Origin of the sequence: Demequina litoralis, from assembly GCF_030418455.1 — a bacterium.
Lineage (GTDB): Bacteria > Actinomycetota > Actinomycetes > Actinomycetales > Demequinaceae > Demequina > Demequina litoralis.
Window position 1 is genome coordinate 44,192 of sequence record NZ_JAUHPW010000010.1, and the last position, 21,321, is coordinate 65,512.

18 protein-coding genes are annotated in these 21,321 nt (G+C 72.4%); 14 read left to right on the top strand and 4 right to left on the bottom strand.

Annotation, left to right across the window (positions count from 1 at the left end):
• Positions 1–680 precede the first annotated feature (680 nt).
• A complete protein-coding gene (locus QQX09_RS12215; protein ID WP_301135137.1) occupies positions 681–1,574 on the bottom strand; it encodes a hypothetical protein in 894 nt (297 codons plus the stop codon).
• A 1,077-nt stretch (positions 1,575–2,651) separates the two neighbouring features.
• On the bottom strand, positions 2,652–4,229 hold the full coding sequence (locus QQX09_RS12220; protein ID WP_301135142.1) for a recombinase family protein: 1,578 nt from the start codon (positions 4,227–4,229) through the stop codon (positions 2,652–2,654).
• Between QQX09_RS12220 and QQX09_RS12225 the strand changes: the two genes are divergently transcribed.
• From QQX09_RS12225 to QQX09_RS12270, 10 genes are all read left to right on the top strand, one after another.
• Complete coding sequence (locus tag QQX09_RS12225) at positions 4,205–5,236, top strand: TadA family conjugal transfer-associated ATPase (RefSeq protein WP_301135144.1); 1,032 nt, start codon at positions 4,205–4,207, stop codon at positions 5,234–5,236. The two genes, QQX09_RS12220 and QQX09_RS12225, sit on opposite strands and share 25 nt — an antisense overlap.
• Before the next feature lies 1 nt (position 5,237).
• Entirely contained in the window at positions 5,238–6,095 is an 858-nt protein-coding gene (locus tag QQX09_RS12230) for a type II secretion system F family protein (RefSeq protein ID WP_301135145.1), read from the top strand.
• Complete coding sequence (locus tag QQX09_RS12235) at positions 6,092–6,982, top strand: type II secretion system F family protein (RefSeq protein WP_301135147.1); 891 nt, start codon at positions 6,092–6,094, stop codon at positions 6,980–6,982. Before QQX09_RS12230 ends, QQX09_RS12235 begins: the two co-directional genes overlap by 4 nt.
• Positions 6,983–7,006: 24 nt before the next feature.
• Positions 7,007–7,171, top strand: coding sequence for a hypothetical protein (locus tag QQX09_RS12240; RefSeq protein ID WP_301135148.1), 165 nt, complete (start codon positions 7,007–7,009; stop codon positions 7,169–7,171).
• Positions 7,149–7,532, top strand: coding sequence for a TadE/TadG family type IV pilus assembly protein (locus QQX09_RS12245; protein ID WP_301135150.1), 384 nt, complete (start codon positions 7,149–7,151; stop codon positions 7,530–7,532). Before QQX09_RS12240 ends, QQX09_RS12245 begins: the two co-directional genes overlap by 23 nt.
• Complete coding sequence (locus tag QQX09_RS12250) at positions 7,522–7,986, top strand: pilus assembly protein (protein ID WP_301135151.1); 465 nt, start codon at positions 7,522–7,524, stop codon at positions 7,984–7,986. Before QQX09_RS12245 ends, QQX09_RS12250 begins: the two co-directional genes overlap by 11 nt.
• A gap of 26 nt (positions 7,987–8,012) precedes the next feature.
• On the top strand, positions 8,013–8,408 hold the full coding sequence (locus QQX09_RS12255) for a pilus assembly protein TadG-related protein (protein WP_301135153.1): 396 nt from the start codon (positions 8,013–8,015) through the stop codon (positions 8,406–8,408).
• Positions 8,409–8,564: 156 nt separating this feature from the next.
• The gene (gene pflB, locus QQX09_RS12260) at positions 8,565–10,847 is read left to right on the top strand and encodes a formate C-acetyltransferase (protein WP_301135155.1); all 2,283 of its coding nucleotides are present in this window, start codon (positions 8,565–8,567) and stop codon (positions 10,845–10,847) included.
• 89 nt (positions 10,848–10,936) lie between these two features.
• Positions 10,937–11,758 carry a pyruvate formate-lyase-activating protein gene (gene pflA / locus QQX09_RS12265; protein ID WP_301135157.1) on the top strand — a complete coding sequence of 274 codons (822 nt, stop codon included), beginning with the start codon at positions 10,937–10,939 and terminating at the stop codon, positions 11,756–11,758.
• Positions 11,759–11,878: 120 nt separating this feature from the next.
• Positions 11,879–13,243, top strand: coding sequence for an aldehyde dehydrogenase family protein (locus tag QQX09_RS12270; protein ID WP_301135159.1), 1,365 nt, complete (start codon positions 11,879–11,881; stop codon positions 13,241–13,243).
• Between the two features lie 91 nt (positions 13,244–13,334).
• On the opposite strand, the gene QQX09_RS12275 is transcribed toward QQX09_RS12270, so the two are convergent.
• Positions 13,335–14,708 (bottom strand): aspartate aminotransferase family protein, encoded by a 1,374-nt coding sequence (locus tag QQX09_RS12275; protein ID WP_301135161.1) that lies wholly within the window; start codon positions 14,706–14,708, stop codon positions 13,335–13,337.
• Between the two features lie 281 nt (positions 14,709–14,989).
• On the opposite strand from QQX09_RS12275, the gene QQX09_RS12280 reads away from it, so the two are divergent.
• Complete coding sequence (locus tag QQX09_RS12280; RefSeq protein WP_301135162.1) at positions 14,990–16,381, top strand: NAD(P)/FAD-dependent oxidoreductase; 1,392 nt, start codon at positions 14,990–14,992, stop codon at positions 16,379–16,381.
• Entirely contained in the window at positions 16,378–16,725 is a 348-nt protein-coding gene (locus QQX09_RS12285) for a cupin domain-containing protein (RefSeq protein ID WP_301135164.1), read from the top strand. Before QQX09_RS12280 ends, QQX09_RS12285 begins: the two co-directional genes overlap by 4 nt.
• Positions 16,726–16,737: 12 nt before the next feature.
• On the opposite strand, the gene QQX09_RS12290 is transcribed toward QQX09_RS12285, so the two are convergent.
• A complete protein-coding gene (locus QQX09_RS12290) occupies positions 16,738–18,351 on the bottom strand; it encodes a PucR family transcriptional regulator (protein ID WP_301135166.1) in 1,614 nt (537 codons plus the stop codon).
• Positions 18,352–18,435: 84 nt separating this feature from the next.
• Between QQX09_RS12290 and QQX09_RS12295 the strand changes: the two genes are divergently transcribed.
• Both QQX09_RS12295 and QQX09_RS12300 read left to right on the top strand, forming a co-directional pair.
• The gene (locus tag QQX09_RS12295) at positions 18,436–19,923 is read left to right on the top strand and encodes a CoA-acylating methylmalonate-semialdehyde dehydrogenase (RefSeq protein ID WP_301135168.1); all 1,488 of its coding nucleotides are present in this window, start codon (positions 18,436–18,438) and stop codon (positions 19,921–19,923) included.
• 8 nt (positions 19,924–19,931) lie between these two features.
• Entirely contained in the window at positions 19,932–21,293 is a 1,362-nt protein-coding gene (locus QQX09_RS12300) for an aspartate aminotransferase family protein (protein ID WP_301135170.1), read from the top strand.
• Positions 21,294–21,321 lie beyond the last annotated feature (28 nt).

A 21,321-nucleotide genomic window follows, 5' to 3' on the forward strand; every position in this document is an offset into this window, starting at 1 on the left:
GGCCGCCACGGCCGCGCGGAGCCGCGCGATCTCGGCGTCCTTCTCAGCGACGCGCCGGAGAAGGTCGTCTACGCGATCGCGATCGCGCGCACGCTTTGCGGCCTGGCGGCAGGCGGCCGAGTGCGCCGTTGTGGCGGAGGCGGGATCGCATCCGAGGCAATGGCGTGCAGTGGCGGGCATGGGCTCTCCTTTGTCGTGAGTCACGTGAATGGGCCGAGGACAAGCCCCCACACCGCGCGCGGTGAGCCGAGGACGGGCGCGGTGCGGGGGCTCGTAGTGCTGGAGTTGGCCGGGAGTGCCGGTCTGCTCAGCGGCGCTCTCCCGCGTTCTCCGGGCCGGGCACGGAGCCACCTAGCCGGGTCGCGTTGGCGGCGTGCGAGGCCGGGAGATTTGGGGAGAGCAATTCTCAGGGGATGCCTAGGGGCGGGGCGTTCGCACAGAGCCGACGAATGGGCGGCCGGTAGAGCGTCGGAGCGCGATCCGTTCGGCCTCCGTGAGGACGACGCCGGAGGCGGTGACGACGAGGATCTCGTCCTCGCCGATCGTCCAGACGCGGCCGGTCGGGGCGGGCGCCGGAGCGGCCGGAGGCGCCACAGCGGGCCCGGGCTCGGCGTCGGCGCGGGGAACGCCGGAGCCGAGGCAGAGCCGCGCCGCGAGGCCGCTCAGGAGCGGCCGGAGGCTCACGCGCCGGTCGTGTTGATCGCGATCATGCCGCCGCCGGGGACCATGTTCACGATGCCGTTCTCGTAGTCGGCGACCGGGAGGTCGAGCGCCTTCACGCCCAGGAGTGCGATCGTGGTGCTCAGGGTCGTGCCCGACTTGGCATCGAGCGCCTGCCAGGTCGACAGCGCCATGCCGCCCTCGCGCGAGGTGCCGCCGAGCGCGGCGCCCATCGGCACGCGCGGCGCGCGGATCGCGACGGCGATCGACGACGGGATGAACACGAAGAGGTCATCGGCGCCGATCATGGTCGACTCGTACACGGGCAGGCCCGCGATCCGGTCGAGGCCGTTCGCGTTGTCGATCTCCTCGGCGAGGAGCATGTCCGCGTACACGGTCGAGCCCGCGAGGACCCGGATCGGGTTGACGGTCATGTCGGCGCTCACGCCGTTGGCGCGGAGCGCGGCGCGGGCGCGGATCACGGAGGCCTTGGGCGAGGTCGCGTCGTAGGCGATCGTCGCGCTCTTGGTCACGCCGGACAGCACGGCGGCCACGGCGTTGTCGATGTGGTTCGCGACCGACAGCGCGCTCGGGCGGATCACCTGCTTGGTGAGGTTCTTCAGGTTCAGATCGTTCTCGGCGAGGGTCACCGGGACGACGGCGTAAGCCTCGGTCGTGAGGGTGACGTCGGTCGTGGATTCGGCGACCGAGCCCAGGACGAAGTCCTCGGACGAGCCAACGGCACGGGTGCCCACGGTCGTCACACCAGGAATTCCGACCTGCACGGTCGAACCCGAACCGGCGCCGAAGTCAGTCTCGGCGTCTCGGTAGAAGTGGGAGGCGAGGCCGAGGTCCTCGGTGGCGATCTTCAGCGAGATGGTCGCGACGTCGTTGCCATTAAACGAGTTGGTCAAGGGAGTTCCTTTCGGAGCGGGTGGAGTGTGTGCGGATCTCGCCGCTAGCCGCCGGGCCTGCCCGGGGTCGACCGCGCGCCTTGGCGCGGTCGTGGCGAGAGAGGGCTCCCGACACGTCGCTCGACGGTCAGGAAGGGGGAGGGCGAGGGGGAGACGCGACGCTGCATCCGGCGGCGCGCGGGTCCTGTCTCACGAGATCAGCGCGCCGCCGTCGGGCGTCGACCGCGACACCGGGCGGAGCCCTCCGGGCCCGGCGTGCGGAAGAGTGGAAGCCCGCCATGCGGCGGGCCGAGAAGAGTGCGACGACGGGGCGCGCATTGACTAGACGCGCCCCGCCGCCATGGGCGGGGGTGCGGGACCGCTCGAAGCGCTCGTCCCAAGGAAGCCGAGCGCGGCGGTCGCCGCGACCTCTCGCGGGTTGCCCGTGACGCCCTTCTGAAACGTCACCACGAGAAGCGCCAGCGCCGCCGTCTCACAAGGCGGCGCGGGCTGATCCGGGTCCTCACCCGGACTACTGCGCGGGCCCTTGGGCCCGCTGAAGAGGAGCCCTCGGCGGAGCGCGCGTCGCGTCTCATGGGCGCGCGGCGCATCACGGCGAGGGGGGAGCGCCGGGGGAAGGAGGACCTCGGCACGAGGGACAGGCGCGGAGCCGGTCGACCAATGCCCTCGGAGAGGGACCGGGACCGGGCCTGAGATCTAGGAGGCGGCGAGGGCCTCGCGGCCAGCGGCCAGGAGCGCGCGACGTCGCTCCCAGGTGGCTCGCGATTTGCAGGGGCGACCGCAGTAGCGCGCATCCGAGCGCATCGGGGCGAGGCTCGCCCTACAGGTTAGGCAGGCTCGATCGGTGAACATGGCACCTCCTTGGCGGCCGTCAGCGGGTGTCTTCCCTTACGAGGTTGGAGTAGGCCGGGGTGCTCACATACGGGCCCGATTCGGGCGGCTTCGGCGGGTCGGGCGTCGGATCGTTACCGGGCCGCAATCAAGGGAAGCCGAGGGGCTCGTCGGAGCGGGGTGCCTGGGCGCGAGAAAGCCCCGCCGAGATCCCGGGGGGCAGGGTCTCGACGGGGCTTGGAGAGGCTACACGCTCGCGTCGTCGTCCTCGGTGCCTACCCACACGACGCGCACGCGCTCGTGGCGGACGAAGCGCGCGCCGGAGTACGGCGCGGCGGTGCACTCGACGCGCTTGATCGCGAGGCGCAGGAGCGCGCGGGCCTCCTCGACGGGCGCGGCGAGGATCGCCGGGTGTGAGATCTCGGGGTCGAGGAGAGCGGCGAGGTTCGCCTCCGGCTCCGGCAGGTCCTTCAGGCGAACCCGGAGCGCAGTGAGCCGGTCGTCCAGCCCGCGAGTGACACGCTCGTAGCGGTCGGCGGACAGTTTGCCGGTCACGAAGTGCGCGTCGTCGGCGGCCGCGACCTTCGCCTGGACCTCCTCGATATCCCGCATCAGTTCGGCGCGCTCCTGCATCGGCGCGGGGTCGTAGCGGCGGAGCCAGTGCTCCGCGACCGCGTCGAGCACGGGTGAGTCAGGCTCCATCGCTGCGAGGCCATAGGCCCAGGTGTGCAGGACGGCAGACTCGATGACGTCGATCTTGACGTTGAGCGGCGCGGCGCAGTCGACGCCGTCGGAGTGCCAGCGGCGGCACCTGTAGGAGCCGCCGAAGGTGTTGGCCGTGCGACCGCACGACGCACACACGAGGACGCCGCCGAGAAGGCTCTTCGGTTGCTTCACGGGGCGGAGGCCTCGCCCGTAGCGCCGGAGCCGTGAGTCCATCACATCGAGCAGTCGGAGCCGCTCGGACTCGGACACGATGGGTTCGGCGCCGTCGGCCATGAGAGAGACGGTCTCGCCCGTCTTTGGGTCGCGCCAGGCCTCGGTGCTCGTGCTCCACTTACCCGAGGTTTCGTCGCGGCGCTTCTCAGGCTGGAGGCCAGCGAGCACGGGAGATCGAAGCGTCGCCGACAGCGTCGACGGGCGCCACTGCGAGCCGCGCCGTCGCGTCGGCACGCCGCGCGCGTTGAAGTCGCGGCAGATCGCGAGCATCGTCTCGTCCGAGAGCAGTCGGTCGACCACTTCACGAAGAAGCGGAGCCTCCTCGGGGTGCAGGCGGAGTTTCCGATCGGAGGGGCGGCCGTCGCGCCCGTCGCCGACGGTGTAGCCCCAGGGGGCCGAGCCGCCGAGGTAGCGGCCCTTTGCGCGGTCCTTGTCCTTCTTCGCCTTCACGCGGATCGAGGTGCTGGCGGACTCAGCGCGAGCAAACTCGCTGAGCAGGATGATGATCATGCGATCGCCGGGGACGGACGTGTCCTTCTGATCCTTGAGGAAGTAGATCCGCGCGCCGAGGGTTTCGAGTTCATCCATGACGAGGCCCACTTGGCCCGCGCCGCGTCGGCTGAGGCGATCGGTCTTCCATACTGCGAGGGTCCCGACCTCGCGAGCGCGTAGCGCCGCGAGCGCGTTCTCGAAGTCCGGGCGTTCGACGTCCTTGTATCCCGAGATTCCGCGATCGCGCCACACCTTGCGAACGGTCAGCCCTGCGTCCTTGGCCCACGCGCGGAGGTCGCTCTCCTGGTTATCGAGTGAGTCCTTCCCCTCGCGGTCCACGCTGAGACGGAGGTACAAATCGACTAGATGTGCGGCGGGGTGCGGGGAGTTCATGCATCGCATGTTACATCGCACAATCACGCGAGGAGATCTGGGTCAACGCGCCCCACGAGGTCTACGTCGCGCGGCGCGGAGTCAGCGAGCTCACCAGCATCCTGCTCACCGCCGACGACGTGCGCGGGCTGGTCGAGCGGATGCTCGCGCTGGCCGGGCGCCGGCTGGATCTGAGCTCGCCGTTCGTCGACGCCGCGCTGCCGGGAGGGGAGCGCCTCCACGTCGCGATCCCCGACGTGACCAGGCGCCACTGGGCCGTCAACATCCGCAAGTACATCGCCCGCGCCTCGGACGTCGACGACCTGGTCGCGCTCGGCACGCTCACGCCCGCCGCCGCCCGCTTCCTCGGGGGAGCCGTGCGCGCGGGCCTCACCGTGCTCGTCTCGGGCGGCACGCAGGCGGGCAAGACCACCACCCTCGGCGCGCTCGCGGGCGCGATCCCCGCGCGCGAGCGGGTCATCTCGTGCGAGGAGGTCTTCGAGCTCGCCCTCCCGCTCAGGGACGTCGTCGCTCTCCAATGCCGGCAGCCGTCGCTCGAGGGCACCGGGGAGATCACGCTCCGCCGGCTCGTGAAGGAGGCGCTGCGCATGCGGCCCGACCGCATCGTCGTGGGCGAGGTCCGGGAGGCCGAGGCCCTCGACCTGCTGATCGCGCTCAACGCCGGCCTGCCCGGCCTCTGCACCATCCACGCGAACTCCGCCCGCGACGCGCTCGCGAAGATGTGCACGCTGCCGCTGCTCGCGGGCGACAACGTCTCCGACCGCTTCGTGGTCCCCGCGGTGGCCTCCGCGATCGACCTCGTCGTGCACGTCGGCCTCGAGGCAGACGGCGCGCGCCGGGTGCGCGAGATCGTCGGCGTCTCCGGCCGCGTCGAGTCGGGCGTGTTCGAGCTGTCCGAGATCTTCGCCACCCGCGACGGCGCGCTCGTGCGCGGCACCGGCTTCCCTCCCCACGCCGAGCGGTTCGCGGGCCGCGGCGTGCCGCTCGCCGAGATCCTGGCGGCCTGACATGGACGCCGTGCTCGGTCTGGTGCTGGGGACGGGTCTGCTGCTCGTGTGGCTCGCGTGGTGGGAGTCCCCGCCGCGCGCACGGGTGCGTCGCTCGCGCGTCGCCTCCTTCGAGGACCGCCTGGTCCAGGCGGGTATCCATGGCGTGACGGCGGGCGCATTCGGGGCGTCCGCGGCGGGCCTGGGACTCGTCTCGCTCGTGCTCGCGTGGTCCCTCACGGGCTCGCTCGCGGTCGCGGGGATCGTCGCGTGCGCCGCCGCGTACGCACCCGTCGCCGGCGTCACCGCGCGGGCACGTCGCCGCAGGACCCTCCTGCGCGAGGCGTGGCCCGAGGCGGTGGACACGCTCGCCTCCGGCATCCGCGCGGGCCTCGCGCTTCCGGAGGCGCTCGCGGCGCTGGGCGAGCGCGGCCCCGAGCCGCTGCGCCCCGCGTTCGCCTCCTTCGCCGAGGACTACCGCGCCTCCGGCGCCTTCGGACCGTCGCTCGACGCGCTCAAGGGGCGCCTCGCGGACCCGGTCGCCGACCGCATCGTCGAGGCAGTCCGCCTCGCCCGCGACGTGGGCGGCACCGAGGTCGGCGCCGTCCTGCGCTCGCTCGCGCGCTTCCTGCGGGACGATGCGCGGATCAGGGGAGAGCTCGAGGCGCGCCAGTCGTGGACGGTCAACGCCGCCCGGCTCGCGGTCGCCGCGCCCTGGGTCCTGCTCGCGCTGCTCGCCACGCGTCCCGGGGGCCTCGCCGCCTTCGACACGGCACCCGGCGTCCTCGTGCTGCTCGGCGGTGCCGCGGCATGCCTCGGCGCGTACCGCCTCATGCGCACGCTCGGGCGGCTGCCCACCGAGGAGAGGGTGCTGCGATGACGGCGGTGCTGTGCGCGTGCCTCGCCGCGGGGCTCGGCCTCGTGTGGTCGTGGGCGCACGCGCGGCGGTTCTCGCTCGAGCGTCGGATCGCGCCGCGGCTGCGCGGCTCGGCGGCGGTGCCGTCCGCACGGACGCCGCTCGCACGCATGATCGCCCCCGTCGCCGACGACCTCGCCCGGCTCGCCTCCCGGTGGGGCGCGCCCACGGACGAGGTCGCGCGACGCCTCGCGCGCGCGGGCCTCCGGACCACCGTCGCCCGCCACCGCGCCCAGGCGCTCGCGGCCGGCGCCGCGGGGCTCGCCGCCGGGCTCGCGCTCGGGCTGCTCGTCGGGGTGGTGCGCGGCACCGGGCCGGGCTTCGCGCTCGTGGTCGCGGTGATCGGGGCCGTGCTCGGCGCGCTCGCGCCGGACCTGCTGCTCGCCCGCCGCGCCGCGGCCCGGGCGGGCCGCATCCGTGCGGAGCTGCCCGCGGCGGCCGAGATGCTCGCGCTCGCCGTGGTCGCAGGCGAGTCCGTGCCGGGCGCCCTCGACCGCGTCGCGTCGCTCTCGCCCGGGCCCCTCGGCGACGAGCTGCGGACCGCGCTTGCTGAGATCCGCGCCGGGAGGTCCGTCGGGTCGGCGCTCGACGGGCTCGCGGCGCGCGTGGGCGAGCCGGGCGTCACGTCGTTCTGCGACGCGATCGTGACGGCGCTCGAACGCGGCACCCCGCTCGCCGAGGTGCTCCACTCGCAGGCCACCGACGTGCGCGACCGGTCGCGGCAGTCGCTGCTCGAGGAGGGCGGCAAACGCGAGATCGCGATGCTCGTGCCCGTGGTGCTGCTGATCATGCCGGTCACGGTGCTGTTCGCGCTCTACCCCGGGCTGGTCGCGCTCCGGCTCGGGTTCTAGTTCGACGAGGAAGAGGGGGATCCCATGGAGGGATGGAAGGAAGGGCTGCGGGACGACCGCGGCGACGTGCCGGGCTGGGTGCTCATCACCCTGATGACGGCCGGGCTCGTCGCCACGATCTGGGCGCTCGCCGGGCCCGCGCTCGGCGACATGTTCATCACCGCCCTTGAGTCCGTCACGGGCGGCTGACGAGGGCTCCGCCGTCGTCGAGCTGGTCCTCGTGGCCGTGCTCGTCGTCGCGGTGGCGCTCGGCGTGCTGCAGGTCGCGCTCGCCGCGCACGTGCGCAGCACGCTTACCGCCTGCGCCTCCGAGGGGGCGCGCGTGGTGGCGGTGGCGCGTCAGGGGGACGATGCGGGCGCCGCCCGGGCGGCCGCGTGCGCCGAGGCGTCGCTCGGGCTCGGCACGGTGGTCGCGGTCGCGCGCGAGGACCTCGGCGGGCGTCCCGCGGTGCGGGTGACCGTCACCGGGGACGCGCCCGTGCTGCTGTGGTCGGCGGGCACGGTCGAGGCGAGCGGGCGCGCGCTGCTGGAGGGCGCCGATGGGGCGTGACCGACGGGACGATGCGGGGGCCGCGACGGTCGAGCTCGTGGCCCTCACCCTCGTGCTGCTGCTCCCGATCGTCTACCTCGTGGTCGCCGTGTCGCGGGTCCAGGCGGGCGCCTATGCCGCCGAGGCTGCCGCCTACTCCGCGGCGCGCGGCGCCGTGGTGGCGGGCCTCGACGCGCTCGACTCCGGTGCGGACCCCGCGGAGGCGCTGGCCTCCGCGCGCGAGACCGCCGACGCGGCGGCCGCGGTCGCGGTCGAGGACTTCGGGTCGGCGTCGAGCGCCCGCGTCGAGCTCGCCTGCGAGGGGGAGTGCCTCGCGCCGGGGACGGCGGTGACGGCGAGCGTGACGGTCGAGGTGCCGCTGCCGGGGCTCCCCGCCGTGGTGCGCGCCGCGCTGCCCGCGGCGGTGACCCTCTCCGCGTCGGCGTCGAGCCCGGTCGACGGGTACGCGCCGTGAGGCGGCCGGCCGGGGACGAGGGATCCGTGACGGTCCTGACGATCGGCCTCGCGGCGGTGCTGCTCGCCGCGATCGTCACCGTCGCGGCCGTCACGCACGTCCAGCTGCAGCGCTCGCGGCTCGCGCACGCGGCCGACGAGGTCGCGCTCGCGGCGTCGGACGCGATCGACCTCGACGCCTACTACCTCGAGGGCGCGGTCCGCCTCGATCCGGAAGCCCTCGCGGACGAGGCCCGCGCTCAGCTCGCGGCGTCGGCCCGGCGCGAGGGCCTCGCCGGCGCGGTGCTCGTCGCCGCATCGTCCCCCGACGGGACCACCGCCGAGGTGACGCTCGCGCTCCGGACGCCGGTGCTCTTCGGTGCGTCGTGGTTGCCGGGTACCGTGGATCTGAGCGCGACGTCGTCCGCCCGCGCCGCACCATGACGGGGTAGAAGGTCCGCAGGCACTTGGTCCCATGCGAACTAATCCCCCCAGCCGTAACGTGAAACCCGAGGCGCCACACACCGCCATCCCGGCAGGAGCGAGCCCCACGCATCGGCCCCACAAGGGCCTTCCAACAGGGAGAGGGAGTACCAGGCCATGACCACTGAAGCCGTCGACAGCACCACGATCCAGGACGACGCGGGCGACCCCCGCGCCCACGCGTGGCGTGGCTTCACCACCGGCGACTGGTGCGACGCGGTCAACGTCCGCGACTTCATCCAGGCCAACTACACCCCCTACGAGGGTGACGACTCGTTCCTCGCCGGCCCCACCGCCCGCACCACGGGCATCTGGGACAAGCTCTCCGCGATGTTCCCCGAGGAGCGCGAGAAGGGCGTCTACGACGTCGACTGGGAGACGCCCGCGCTCATCACGTCGCACGGCCCCGGCTACATCGACGAGGACAACGAGATCATCGTCGGCCTCCAGACCGACGCCCCGCTGAAGCGCGCGATCATGCCGTTCGGCGGCTGGCGCATGGTGGTCAAGGAGCTCGAGACCTACGGCTACCCCGTCAAGCCGGAGCTCGAGGAGACCTTCTCCAAGTACCGCAAGACGCACAACGACGGCGTCTTCGACGCGTACCCCCCGAACGTCCGTGCGGCCCGCTCGTCTCACATCGTCACGGGCCTCCCGGACGCCTACGGCCGCGGCCGCATCATCGGCGACTACCGCCGCGTCGCGCTGTACGGCGTCGACGCCCTGATCGAGGGCAAGAAGCTCGAGCGCATGGAGCTCGACATGGAGCGCTCGACCGAGGACATCATCCGCGACCGCGAGGAGAACTCCGAGCAGATCAAGGCGCTCAAGGAGCTCAAGCAGATGGCGGCCTCCTATGGCTTCGACATCTCGAAGCCCGCCGCCAACGCTCGCGAGGCCGTGCAGTGGCTGTACTTCGGCTACCTCGCCGCGGTCAAGGAGCAGAACGGCGCCGCGATGTCGCTGGGCCGCACCTCGACCTTCATCGACGTCTTCATCGAGCGCGACATCGCCGAGGGCACCCTCACCGAGGAGACCGCGCAGGAGATCATCGACGACTTCGTCATCAAGCTGCGCATCGTCCGCTTCCTGCGCACCCCCGAGTACGACGCCCTGTTCTCCGGCGACCCGACCTGGGTCACCGAGACCATCGGCGGCATCGGCCAGGACGGGCGCCCGCTGGTGACCCGCACCTCGTTCCGCTACCTGCAGACGCTGTACAACCTCGGCCCGGCCCCCGAGCCGAACCTCACCGTCTTCTGGTCTGACCGCCTGCCCGAGGGCTTCAAGGACTTCTGCGCGAAGGTGTCGATCGACACCTCGGCCATCCAGTACGAGTCGGACGAGCTGATCCGCCCCGTGTGCGGTGACGACTCCGCGATCGCATGCTGCGTCTCCGCCATGGAGGTCGGCAAGCAGATGCAGTTCTTCGGCGCCCGCGTCAACCTCGCCAAGTCGCTCCTGTACGCGATCAACGGCGGCCGCGACGAGATCTCCGGCAAGCAGGTCGCGCCCGTGTCCGCCCCGCTCACCGACGAGGTCCTCGACTTCGACTCGGTCATGGAGGCCTACGACAAGCTGCTCGACTGGCTCGCCGAGACCTACGTGGACGCGCTCAACTGCATCCACTACATGCACGACAAGTACGCCTACGAGCGCATCGAGATGGCGCTGCACGACCGCACCATCCTCCGCACCCTGGCCTGCGGCATCGCCGGCCTGTCGGTCGCGGCGGACTCGCTGTCGGCCATCAAGTACGCCAAGGTCCGCCCCGTGCGCGACGAGTCCGGCCTCGCGGTCGACTACGAGGTCGAGGGCGAGTTCCCCTGCTACGGCAACGACGACGACCGCGTCGACGACATCGCCGTGGACCTCGTGGGCCGCTTCATGGAGAAGGTCCGCCAGCAGCCGACGTACCGCAACGCGGTGCACACCCAGTCGGTGCTGACGATCACCTCGAACGTCGTCTACGGCAAGCACACGGGCAACACCCCGGACGGCCGCCGCTCGGGCGAGTCCTTCGCCCCGGGTGCCAACCCGATGAACGGTCGCGACGTGCACGGCGTGATGGCCTCGGCCCTCTCCGTCGCGAAGCTGCCCTACGCCGAGGCGCAGGACGGCATCTCGCTCACCACGTCGATCGTGCCCTCGGGCCTCGGTCGCACCCGTGAGGACCAGGTGAAGAACCTCGTGGGCATCCTCGACGCGTACAACGTGTCGCAGGGCTTCCACGTCAACATCAACGTCCTCAACCGCGACGTCCTCGAGGACGCGATGGAGAACCCGGAGAAGTACCCGCAGCTCACCATCCGCGTGTCCGGCTACGCCGTCAACTTCGTCCGTCTGACCCGCGAGCAGCAGCTCGACGTGCTCTCCCGCACCTTCCACGCCGGGCTGTAGCCGCTCTCCGCAGACAGACTCCCTCGGCGCCCCGTCCCGTTCATCGGGGCGGGGCGCCGCTTCTACTATCGGAGGCAGGAGGTCCCCACATGCCTGACCAGCCCGTTCCCGTGCCGCTGCTCGCGTCGCCTCCCATGGAGGTGGCCGACCGGGAGATGGCCGCGTCCGAGGAGATCCGCGACTTCCAGACCGGCTCGGTCCACTCGTGGGACCTCGTCACCGGCGCGGACGGCCCCGGCACCCGGATGACGCTCTTCCTGTCGGGCTGCGGCATGCGCTGCCAGTACTGCCAGAACCCCGACACGTGGCGCATGCGCGACGGCGTCCGCCACACGGTCGACGAGGTGATGGAGCGGGTCACGCGCTACGCGCGGATCATGAAGGTCACCGGGGGAGGGCTCACCATCTCCGGCGGCGAGCCGCTGCTGCAGTCGAAGTTCGTGATGAACATCTTCCGCCGCTGCAAGGACCTCGACATCGCGACGGCCCTCGACACCGCCGGCCTGCTGGGCGCGCGGCTCACCGACGACGACCTCAACTACGTCGACCTCGTCCTGCTCGACATCAAGGCGGGCCTGCCGGACGTCTACCAGCGCGTCACCGGCCGGCCCCTGCAGCCCACGCTCGACTTCGCGCGCCGGCTGTCCGGGCTCGGCAAGAAGATGTGGATCCGCTTCGTGCTGGTCCCCGGCCTCACCGATGCGCCGGAGAACGTCGACGCGATCGCGGACTTCGTCGCCACCCTGGACGGCGTCGAGCGCCTCGAGGTGCTGCCGTTCCATCAGCTGGGCCGCGAGAAGTGGGAGCTGTCGGGCGAGCCGTACCTCCTCGAGGACACCCAGCCGCCGGACGCCGCGCTGATCGAGCGCGTGAAGGAGCAGTTCGCCCTCCGCGGCATCAACGTGATGTAGCCGGCCCTTCGCCAGCCGCGCCGCGCGAATCGCCCCTTGCGCGACGTGGGGAAGGCGTGCCTAGGGTGGGACGATCGCGCGCGGCCGTGACGGGGCTGCGCCCGACGGGGGGAGCCGACGATGGCCTTCACAGTGGTGGACCCGGTCGCCGGGGTCAGGCTGGCGGAGTATCCGACAATGACGGCGGCCGAGGTCGCCGCGGTGGTCGACGCAGCGGACCACGCGTTCCGCTCCTGGTCGCGCGGCGCGTCGCCGGGTGAACGGGCGGTGCCGCTCGCCCGGGCGGCGCAGCTGATGCGCGAGCATCGCGACGAGCTCGCCGACATCATCGTCCGTGAGATGGGCAAGAGCCGCGCCGAGGCGGGCTGGGAGGTCGACTGGGCCGTCGACCACTTCGCGTGGGCGGCCGAGAACGTCGAGATGCTCACCGCCGACATCCCGCTGCACTCGGATCCCGGGGTCCGCCAGGTGCTCAGGCCCGCGCCGCTCGGTGCGGTCCTGGCGATCATCCCGTGGAACTTCCCGATCATGAATGTGGTGCGCATCGTCGCCCCGAACCTGGCCGTCGGCAACACGGTCATGGTCAAGCCCGCGCCCCAATGTCCCGAGTCGGCAGCCGCCGTCGAGCGGATCCTCCGCGAGGCCGGCCTTCCGGACGGCGCCTGCACCACGCTGTACGCGGAGGTCGACCAGATCCCGGCCGTGATCGCGGACAGGCGGGTGGTCGGGGTGTCGATCACCGGATCGCGGCGCGCCGGCATGTCCGTCGCGGAGACCGCCGGCCGCCATCTCACCCGCGTGTCCCTGGAGCTGGGCGGCTCGGACCCGTTCGTCCTGCTGTCGACCGACGACATGGACGGGCTCATCGAGGGGGCCTTCTGGATGCGGAACTTCAACTCCGGCCAGGTGTGCTGCGCGGCCAAGAGGTTCATCGTGATGGACGACCTGTACGAGGAGTTCCTCGCGGCGCTCGTGAGCAGGATGCGCGGCTGCGTCACGGGACCGCCTGACGCGGAGGGCGTCGAGGTGTGCGGGCTGTCCTCGCTGGTCGCGGCCGAGCGGCTGCAGGCGCAGGTCGACCGCGCGGTCGAGCAGGGCGCGCGGGTGGTGTGCGGGGGCGGTCGGCAGGGGACCTTCTACGAGCCGACCGTGCTCGTCGACGTCGCGCCGGGCACAGCCGCCTACGAGGAGGAGCTCTTCGGGCCGGTCGCGGTGGTGCATCGGGTCGCCGACGAGGCGGCGGCGATCGCGGTGGCCAACGACACCCCGTACGGGCTCGGGGCGCGCGTCTTCACCACCGACCTCGCTCAGGGCGAGCGGGTCGCGGATCTGCTCGAGTCGGGCATGGTCGCGATCAACGCGGACCTGGGAGGCGGCCCTGGCGTCCCGTTCGGCGGGATCAAGGACTCGGGGTCGGGCCGGATCGGCGGCATCGTCGGCGCGCACGAGTTCGTCAACCTCAAGGTCCTCTCGATCGCGTCGTGACGGGCGCCGCACGCGGCCGCGGCGCAGGCGTGGGCATGCAGGAGGCCGGGACCCCGCAGGGCCCCGGCCTCCGTTCCTCACACCAGGAGGACTAGGCGGTCAACGCCGCCGCGAGCTTGTCGAACGTGTCGACGTACGCGTCGATCGCGGCGTCCGAGTGGACCACCGAGAGCGTCCACTCCTCCTCGCGGCCCGGCGTCATGAAGATGCCGTGGTTCATGTTCCACAGCCACGCGAGGTCGCACAGCTCGGCGTCCTGCGCGTTCTTGAAGCCCTCGTAGTCCGTGATCTTCTCGGTCGAGAACGTCACGCAGCCCTTCGAGCCGATGCCGACCGCGTAGCCGGGGAGGTCGTACTTCTCGATCACGGCCTGGCAGCCGGCCACGATGCGGTCGTTGAGCTCGCCGAGGCGCACGTAGGACTCGGGCGTGAGCACCTCGAGCAGCGACGCCTTCGCGGCCGCCATCGACAGCGGGTTCCCGTTGTAGGTGCCCACCTGGTAGACCTTGCCGCTCTCGACGACCGACATGACCTCCTCGGAGCCGCCGATCGCGCCCGACGGCAGGCCGCCGCCCAGCACCTTGGCCAGCGTCACCAGGTCCGGCGTCACGCCGAACTTCTCGGTCGCGCCGCCCGGAGCGATCGCGAGGCCGGTCTTGACCTCGTCGAAGATCAGCACGATGCCGTGCTTGGACGTGATCTCGCGCACGGCCTCGAGGTAGCCCGGCTCGGGCAGCACCACGCCGAGGTTCATCATGGCGGCCTCCATGATGACGCACGCGGGGAGGCGGCCCTCCTCCGCGAGGCGCTCGATGCGGCGCTCCATGGCGCCGGCGTCGTTGAACGGCACGGCGACGGTCATGTCGACGGTCGCCTGCGGGATGCCGGCGCCGTAGGCCAGCGACGCGTAGTTCTCGCGGTCGCCGATCTTGTCGTACTCGACGCCGATCGACACCATGACCGTGTCGTGGTGGCCGTGGTACGAGCCGAAGATCTTCATCACGGTGTCGCGGCCGGTGTAGGCGCGCGCGATGCGGATCGCGTCCATCGTCGACTCGGAGCCCGAGTTGGTGAAGCGCCACTTCGGAAGGCCCCAGCGGCGCGCGAGCTCGTCCGCGACGTCGATGACGTCCTCGGTCGCGGCGGCGAAGTGCGTGCCGAGCGGGTAGCGCTTCGCCAGCGCCTCGCCGATCGCGGGGTGCGCGTGGCCCTGGACCATCGAGCCGAAGCCGTTGTGGAAGTCGTAGAACTCGTTGCCGTCCACGTCGGTGATGCGGTCGCCCGCACCCGACTCGATGTAGATCGGCCACGGGTCGCGGCCCTGGTAGCTGGACGCGACGCCGCCGGAGAGGTGCTCCGAGGCGTGGGCGTACATGGCCTTGGACGTGGTGGTGCGCTCGTTCAGCAGCGCGGTCTGCTCCTCGATGAGCTGCGCGATACGGGCGCGGTCGAGCGTGACAGGCATGACTCCTCCACCCGACCGGCCTGGCGACGGGCATCTTCATGAGGTGGTTTCGCGACCGCCCGCCGGCCTGGCGCTGGGGTCGCACACCCGGGGAGTGCACCACCGACGATATCCCAGGGCGTGTTTCGAATCCATGACGGCGGCCGGACGATGCGTCGCGCACCTTCCGCGCCGCGGCCGCCGTGTCCGGAAGGGCCGCGACCGGGACGTCGGTCCTTGCGCACCGCGCCGCACCTGGGGTTCGATGCCGCTCAAGCACACCACCGTCAGGAGTGATACCCGTGGCCACCACGGTCTTCGAGCGCCAGCCCGCCGCCGCATCGTCCATCGCCGCCATGCTCGAGGGCTCGTCCCTCAGCCCGTTCTGGACGGACGATGCGCCCGGCCCCGAGCGCCCCGCGCTGGCGGGCAGCCACCGGGCCGACCTGGTGATCGTCGGCGGCGGCTACAGCGGCCTGTGGACCGCGGTGATGGCCAAGGAGCGCGACCCGCAGCGGTCCGTGGTGGTGCTCGAGGGGCGCCGCGTCGGGTGGGCGGCCTCGGGCCGCAACGGCGGCTTCTGCGAGGCCAGCCTGACGCACGGCCGCGAGAACGGCGCGTCGCGCTGGCCCGAGGAGATCGACGAGCTCGACCGCCTCGGGATGCGGAACCTCGACGAGATCGAGGCGACCGTCGCGCGCTACGCCATGGACGTCGACTTCCAGCGCACCGGGGCGCTCGCGGTCGCGGTCGAGCCGCACCAGGTCGGGTGGCTCGAGGCCGAGGACGGCTTCCTCGACGCCGACGCCACCCGCGCGCTCGTGAACTCGCCCACCTACCTGGGCGGACAGCTGAGCCCCGATGACACGGCGCTGGTCCACCCGGCCAAGCTCGCGCGCGAGCTCGCCCGCGTCGCCGAGGAGCTCGGCGTGCAGATCTTCGAGGGCTCGCCGGTGACCGCGCTCGAGGACGGCCCGGTGGTGCGCACGCGTGACGGCGTGGTGCGCGCGGGGCAGGTGGCGCTCGCGACCAACGTCTTCCCGTCGCTGCTCAAGCGCAACCGGCTCATGACGGTCCCGGTCTACGACTACTCGCTCATGACGGAACCGCTCACCGCGGCGCAGCTCGCGGAGCTCGGCTGGGAGGGACGGCAGGGTGTCGCGGACCTGGGCAACCAGTTCCACTACTACCGGCTCACCGCGGACGACCGGCTGCTGTTCGGCGGCTACGACGCGATCTACCACGCGGGCGGCCGCGTCAAGGGCGCCTACCAGGACCGGCCCGAGTCGTACGAGCGCCTCGCGAGCCACCTCCTCACGACGTTCCCGCAGCTCGACGGGATCACCGCGACGCACCGGTGGGCGGGAGCGATCGACACCAGCACCCGGTTCTGCGCGTTCTGGGGCACCGCGCGCGACGGGGACGTCGCGTACTCGCTCGGCTTCACCGGCCTGGGCGTCGGCGCGACCCGCTTCGGTGCCAACGTCATGCTCGACATGCTGGCGGGCGACGAGACGGAGCGCACGCGCCTGCGGATGGTGCGCGAGCGGCCGCTGCCGTTCCCGCCGGAGCCGCTCGCGAGCCTCGGCATCAACGCCACCCGCTGGTCGCTCGACCGTGCCGACCACCGTGAGGGCCGCCGCAACCTGCTGCTGCGCACGCTCGACCGCCTGGGCCTAGGGTTCGACTCATGAACCTCCGGCCCGGCACCCCCGTCGACCTGCACACCCTCCCGCTCGAGACCGAGCCGGTGCCCGCCGACATGGTCGAGGACGGCGCCCCGGTCGCCGGCGCGGCGGCGCTCGCCGAGGTCGGCGAGGTCGAGGTCGGCGTGTGGGAGATGACCCCGGGCGTGGCGACCGACATCGAGGCCGACGAGGTCTTCGTGGTGCTGTCCGGCCGCGCGACCATCGAGTACCTCGACCCCGCGCTGCCGACCGCGGAGGTCGGGCCGGGCTCGCTCGTGTGGCTGACGGAGGGCATGAGCACCCGCTGGACCGTCACCGAGACCATTCGCAAGGTCTACGTCGCGGGGTAGACCCGCGACGCGTCAGTCGCGGGCGCCCGGCCGCGCGAGCAGCGCGATGTGCAGCGCGGTCTGCGTCTCGCCGTCCTCGAGGTCCACCCCGAGCAGCCCCTCGATGAGCTCGAGACGCTGGTAGAACACCGAGCGCGACAGGTGAGCCGCGCGCGCCGCCGCGGTGCGGTTGCCCGGATGGCCCAGCGCCGCGCGCAGCACGCGCTGCAGGTCGCCGCCGGTGCGCTGGTCGTGCTCGACGATGGGGGAGAGCACGCGTTCACCGTGGTCGAGCAGCCGGTGGTCGTCCCGCAGCCCGCTGAGGAGCCGCGCGAGCGGGCGGCGGTCCACCCACAGCGCGGTGCCCCCCGGGGTCTCGCCGGCGTTGTCGATCGCCTCGTGCAGCGAGAGCGTCGCGGCATCGACCTCGTCGGCCTCGTGCCCGACGGTGATCGCGACGCGCGCGGAGTCGCGCAGCGCGCGCTGGAGCGCCGCGATGGCGGCGTCGTCGAGGGGACGATGCGCGGGCATCGACAGCAGCACCACGGTGAGCGGGCCGCCGGTGCGGCCGGTCGTGGCGAGGGCCCGCGCGCGGCCGCCGATGCCGAGCGCCCAGGCCTCGACCTCGGCTGCGGACGGGTCGCCGCCGCGCAGCGCCAGGCCGTACAGCAGGCGGTCGGTCACGGGCACGCCCGCGGCCTCGAGCCGCGCCGCCATCGCCTCGGGGGTCGCGAAGCGTCCCGACAGCAGCGGGTCGAGCACATGGCGTCGCGCGAGCGTGGCCCACTCGTCGCGGCCGCCGTCCGAGAGCCGGCCGAGCGCGAGCGCGATCGCGCCCTGCCCGAGCACGTTCACGCGTCCGGCCGGGTGCGCGGGCCCCGGCAGCGCGACGAGCGAGCCCCAGCGCTTGCCGCGGGCGTCGACGGGGACGACGAGCCAGCCGTCCTCGTCGCGCGGCTCGCGGTGGGCCGCGCGCGAGCGCCGCTCCCAGTCGTCGAGCACCTGCTGCTCGGCCCCGACGGGGACCTCCGCGATGAGCGCCTCGTGCGCGAGGCTCTCGAGGATCACCGGCGCGCCGAGCGCGCGCGAGAGCTCGCGGACCACGTGATCGGCGGGTGCGCCGCGCAGCGCGAGCGATGTGAACACCTCGCGCACCTCGTCGCGCGCCCGCAGCGCGGCCATCTGGCCCGCGATGATCCGGTGGTGGCCGGCCTCGGTGAGGGTGACGAAGCGCGTCTCGCGGTGCAGCAGCACGAACGCGAGCCCGTGGCGGCGGGCGGCCTCGACGACGACGGCCGGCGGCGCCGCGTAGCGGGTGCCCAGCTCGAGCACGAGCGCGGCGATGCCCGCCTCGGCGAGGCTCGCGACGAAGCGGGTGAGCCCCGCATCGTCCTCGGGCCAGGCCGTGCCCATGGACAGCAGCAGCTCGCGGCCCTCGAGCATGCGCGCGATGTCGGAGCGCTCGGACGTGTGGACCCAGCGCACCGGCGCCTCGACCGCGGGCCCGCCGACGATGACCTCGGGCAGCCCCGCGCGGAACGCGGGGTCCTCGAGCAGCTCCGTGACCGTGGGCAGGGCCGCGAGCGCGGCGCCGGTCGGACGATGTGTCGGACTGGCGGAGTAATCGCGACGGTCGGAGGGGTCCATCGGCTCATCGTATGTGTGAATCTGAACCTCAACGCACCAGCCCCGCGTCCGGCAGAGTGTCCGGCGCGTGCCGAGAGGAGAGCCGTGAGCCTGATCCGTCACCACGTCGCAGGCAAGGAGACCGGCGCCGGCGAGCGCACCGGCCAGGTCTGGAACCCCGCCACGGGCGAGGTCGTGGGCGAGGTCGCCTACGCCTCCGTCGCGGAGACCGAGGCGGCGATCGCGGCCGCGAAGGCGGCCCTGCCCGGCTGGCGCGCGACGGGCCTGGTGCGGCGCGCGGACGTGTTCTTCCGCCTGCGCCACCTGCTCGTCGAGCGCCAGGACGAGCTCGCCGCGATCATCACCCGCGAGCACGGCAAGGTGCTGTCGGACGCGAAGGGTGAGATCAGCCGCGGCATCGAGAACGTCGAGTTCGCCGCGGGCCTGGTCCACCACCTCAAAGGCGAGCACTCCGAGCAGGTCGCGCGCGGCGTCGACGTGCACTCGACCAGGCAGCCGGTGGGCGTCGTGGGCTGCATCACCCCGTTCAACTTCCCCGTGATGGTGCCGCTGTGGATGGCCGCCTCCGCGATCGCGTGCGGCAACACCGTCGTGCTCAAGCCCTCCGAGAAGGACCCGTCGGCCTCGCTGTTCCTCGCCGCGCTGTTCGAGGAGGCGGGCCTTCCCGCGGGCGTCCTCAACGTGGTGCACGGCGACAAGGTCGCGGTCGACACGATCCTCGACTCGCCCGACGTGCGCGCCGTGTCCTTCGTCGGCTCTACCCCGGTGGCGCGCGCGATCTACGAGCGCGGCACCGCGAACGGCAAGCGCGTCCAGGCCCTCGGCGGCGCGAAGAACCACATGATCGTCATGCCCGACGCGGACCTCGACGCCGCGGCCGACGCCGCCGTCTCGGCCGCGTACGGCTCGGCCGGCGAGCGCTGCATGGCGATCTCGGTCCTGGTCCCGGTGGGCGAGGAGACGGCCGATGCGCTGGTCGCCAAGGTCGCTGAGCGGATGGCGACCCTCCGCATCGGTGACGGCACCGACCCCTCCTCCGAGATGGGCCCGCTCATCACGCGCGAGCACCGCGACCGCGTCGCCTCGTACGTCACCGGGGCCGCGGCCGAGGGCGCGACCGTCGTGGTCGACGGCGCCGCCCAGGAGTTCGAGGGCGACGGCTTCTTCGTCGGCACGTCGCTCGTGGACCACGTCACCCCCGGCATGAAGGTCTACGACGACGAGATCTTCGGCCCCGTGCTGTCGGTGACCCGCGCATCGTCCTACGACGAGGCCGTCGCGCTGGTGAACGCCAACGCGTTCGCGAACGGCACCGCGATCTTCACCCGCGACGGCGGCACCGCGCGCGCCTTCGAGATGGACATCGAGGTGGGGATGGTGGGCGTCAACGTGCCGCTGCCGGTGCCGATCGGCGCGTACTCGTTCGGCGGCTGGAAGAGCTCGCTGTTCGGCGACTCGCACATCTACGGACCCGAGTCCATCCACTTCTACACGCGGTCCAAGGTGGTGACGACCCGTTGGCCGGATGCCAGCGAGTCGCAGATCGACCTGGGCTTCCCGAGCAACCACTAGGAGGGACGATGACGATCGAGAACGACGCGATGACCGGTGCCGAGGCGCGCGTGCGCGCCGACGACCGCGGGCACGTCTTCCACTCGTGGAGCGCGCAGGGGCTCATCGACCCGCTGCCGGTCGCCGGCGGCGCGGGCTCGGAGTTCTGGGACTACGAGGGCAACCGCTACCTCGACTTCGGCTCGCAGCTGGTCAACCTCAACCTCGGCCACCAGCACCCCGACCTGGTCGAGGCGATCGAGAAGCAGGCCCGCAGCCTCGCGACCATCCAGCCCTCCTTCGCGAACGACGTGCGCGGCGAGCTCGCGCGGCGCATCGTCGACGTCGCGGGGGAGACCTTCTCCAAGGTGTTCTTCACCAACGGCGGCGCCGACGCGAACGAGAACGCGGTCCGCATGGCCCGCCTCGTCACGGGCAAGCGCAAGGTGCTCGCGATGTACCGCAGCTACCACGGCAACACCACGACCGCGATCTCGCTGACGGGCGACCCGCGCCGCTGGCCCAACGAGCCCGCCGACGGCTCGGTGGTCCACTTCTTCGGCCCGTACCTCTACCGCTCGGCCTTCCACGCCGAGACGGAGTCGGAGGAGACGCGGCGCGCGCTCGAGCACCTCGAGCAGACCATCGTGCTCGAGGGCGCCTCGACCATCGGCGCGATCGTCATCGAGACGGTGGTGGGCACCAACGGCGTGCTCGTGCCGCCGCCGGGCTACCTCGCGGGCGTTCGGGAGCTGTGCGACCGCTACGGCATCGTCTACATCGCCGACGAGGTGATGGTGGGCTTCGGCCGCACCGGCGAGTGGTTCGCGGTGCAGGGCCACGGCGTCACGCCGGATCTCATCACCTTCGCGAAGGGCGTCAACTCCGGCTACGTGCCGCTCGGCGGGGTGGTGATCTCGAAGGAGATCGCGGCGGCCTTCGACGAGCGCGCGTTCCCCGGCGGCCTCACGTACTCGGGGCACCCGCTCGCGTGCGCGCCCGGCGTCGCCACGTTCGAGGTGTTCCGCCGCGACGGGATCCTCGAGCGCGTCAAGGACCTGGGCGAGCGCGTGGTGCGCCCGATCCTCGAGGGCTGGGTCGAGTCCCACCCGTGCGTGGGCGAGGTGCGCGGTACCGGCCTGTTCTGGGCGATCGAGCTGGTCCGCGACAAGGAGACGCGCGAGCCGCTCGTGCCGTTCAACGCCGCGGGCAAGGACGCCGCCCCCATGGGCGTGTTCGCGAAGGCCTGCAAGGACTCCGGAGTGTGGCCGTTCGTCCACTTCAACCGCACGCACATCGCCCCGCCGCTGGTCATCACCGAGGACGAGCTGCGCCGCGGGCTCAAGGTCATCGACGAGGCGCTGAGCGAGGTCGACGCGCTCATCGCCTGAGTCGCGACCCTGCGCGCCACCCTGCGCG

Bases quoted from the DNA above. Each gene is read 5' to 3' on its own strand.
- QQX09_RS12220 (WP_301135142.1), bottom strand. From the start codon at position 4,229: ATGAACTCCCCGCACCCCGCCGCACATCTAGTCGATTTGTACCTCCGT.
- QQX09_RS12230 (WP_301135145.1), top strand. From the start codon at position 5,238: ATGGACGCCGTGCTCGGTCTGGTGCTGGGGACGGGTCTGCTGCTCGTG.
- QQX09_RS12235 (WP_301135147.1), top strand. From the start codon at position 6,092: ATGACGGCGGTGCTGTGCGCGTGCCTCGCCGCGGGGCTCGGCCTCGTG.
- QQX09_RS12240 (WP_301135148.1), top strand. From the start codon at position 7,007: ATGGAGGGATGGAAGGAAGGGCTGCGGGACGACCGCGGCGACGTGCCG.
- QQX09_RS12250 (WP_301135151.1), top strand. From the start codon at position 7,522: ATGGGGCGTGACCGACGGGACGATGCGGGGGCCGCGACGGTCGAGCTC.
- pflB (WP_301135155.1), top strand. From the start codon at position 8,565: ATGACCACTGAAGCCGTCGACAGCACCACGATCCAGGACGACGCGGGC.
- pflA (WP_301135157.1), top strand. From the start codon at position 10,937: ATGCCTGACCAGCCCGTTCCCGTGCCGCTGCTCGCGTCGCCTCCCATG.
- QQX09_RS12270 (WP_301135159.1), top strand. From the start codon at position 11,879: ATGGCCTTCACAGTGGTGGACCCGGTCGCCGGGGTCAGGCTGGCGGAG.
- QQX09_RS12275 (WP_301135161.1), bottom strand. From the start codon at position 14,708: ATGCCTGTCACGCTCGACCGCGCCCGTATCGCGCAGCTCATCGAGGAG.
- QQX09_RS12285 (WP_301135164.1), top strand. From the start codon at position 16,378: ATGAACCTCCGGCCCGGCACCCCCGTCGACCTGCACACCCTCCCGCTC.
- QQX09_RS12290 (WP_301135166.1), bottom strand. From the start codon at position 18,351: ATGGACCCCTCCGACCGTCGCGATTACTCCGCCAGTCCGACACATCGT.
- QQX09_RS12300 (WP_301135170.1), top strand. From the start codon at position 19,932: ATGACGATCGAGAACGACGCGATGACCGGTGCCGAGGCGCGCGTGCGC.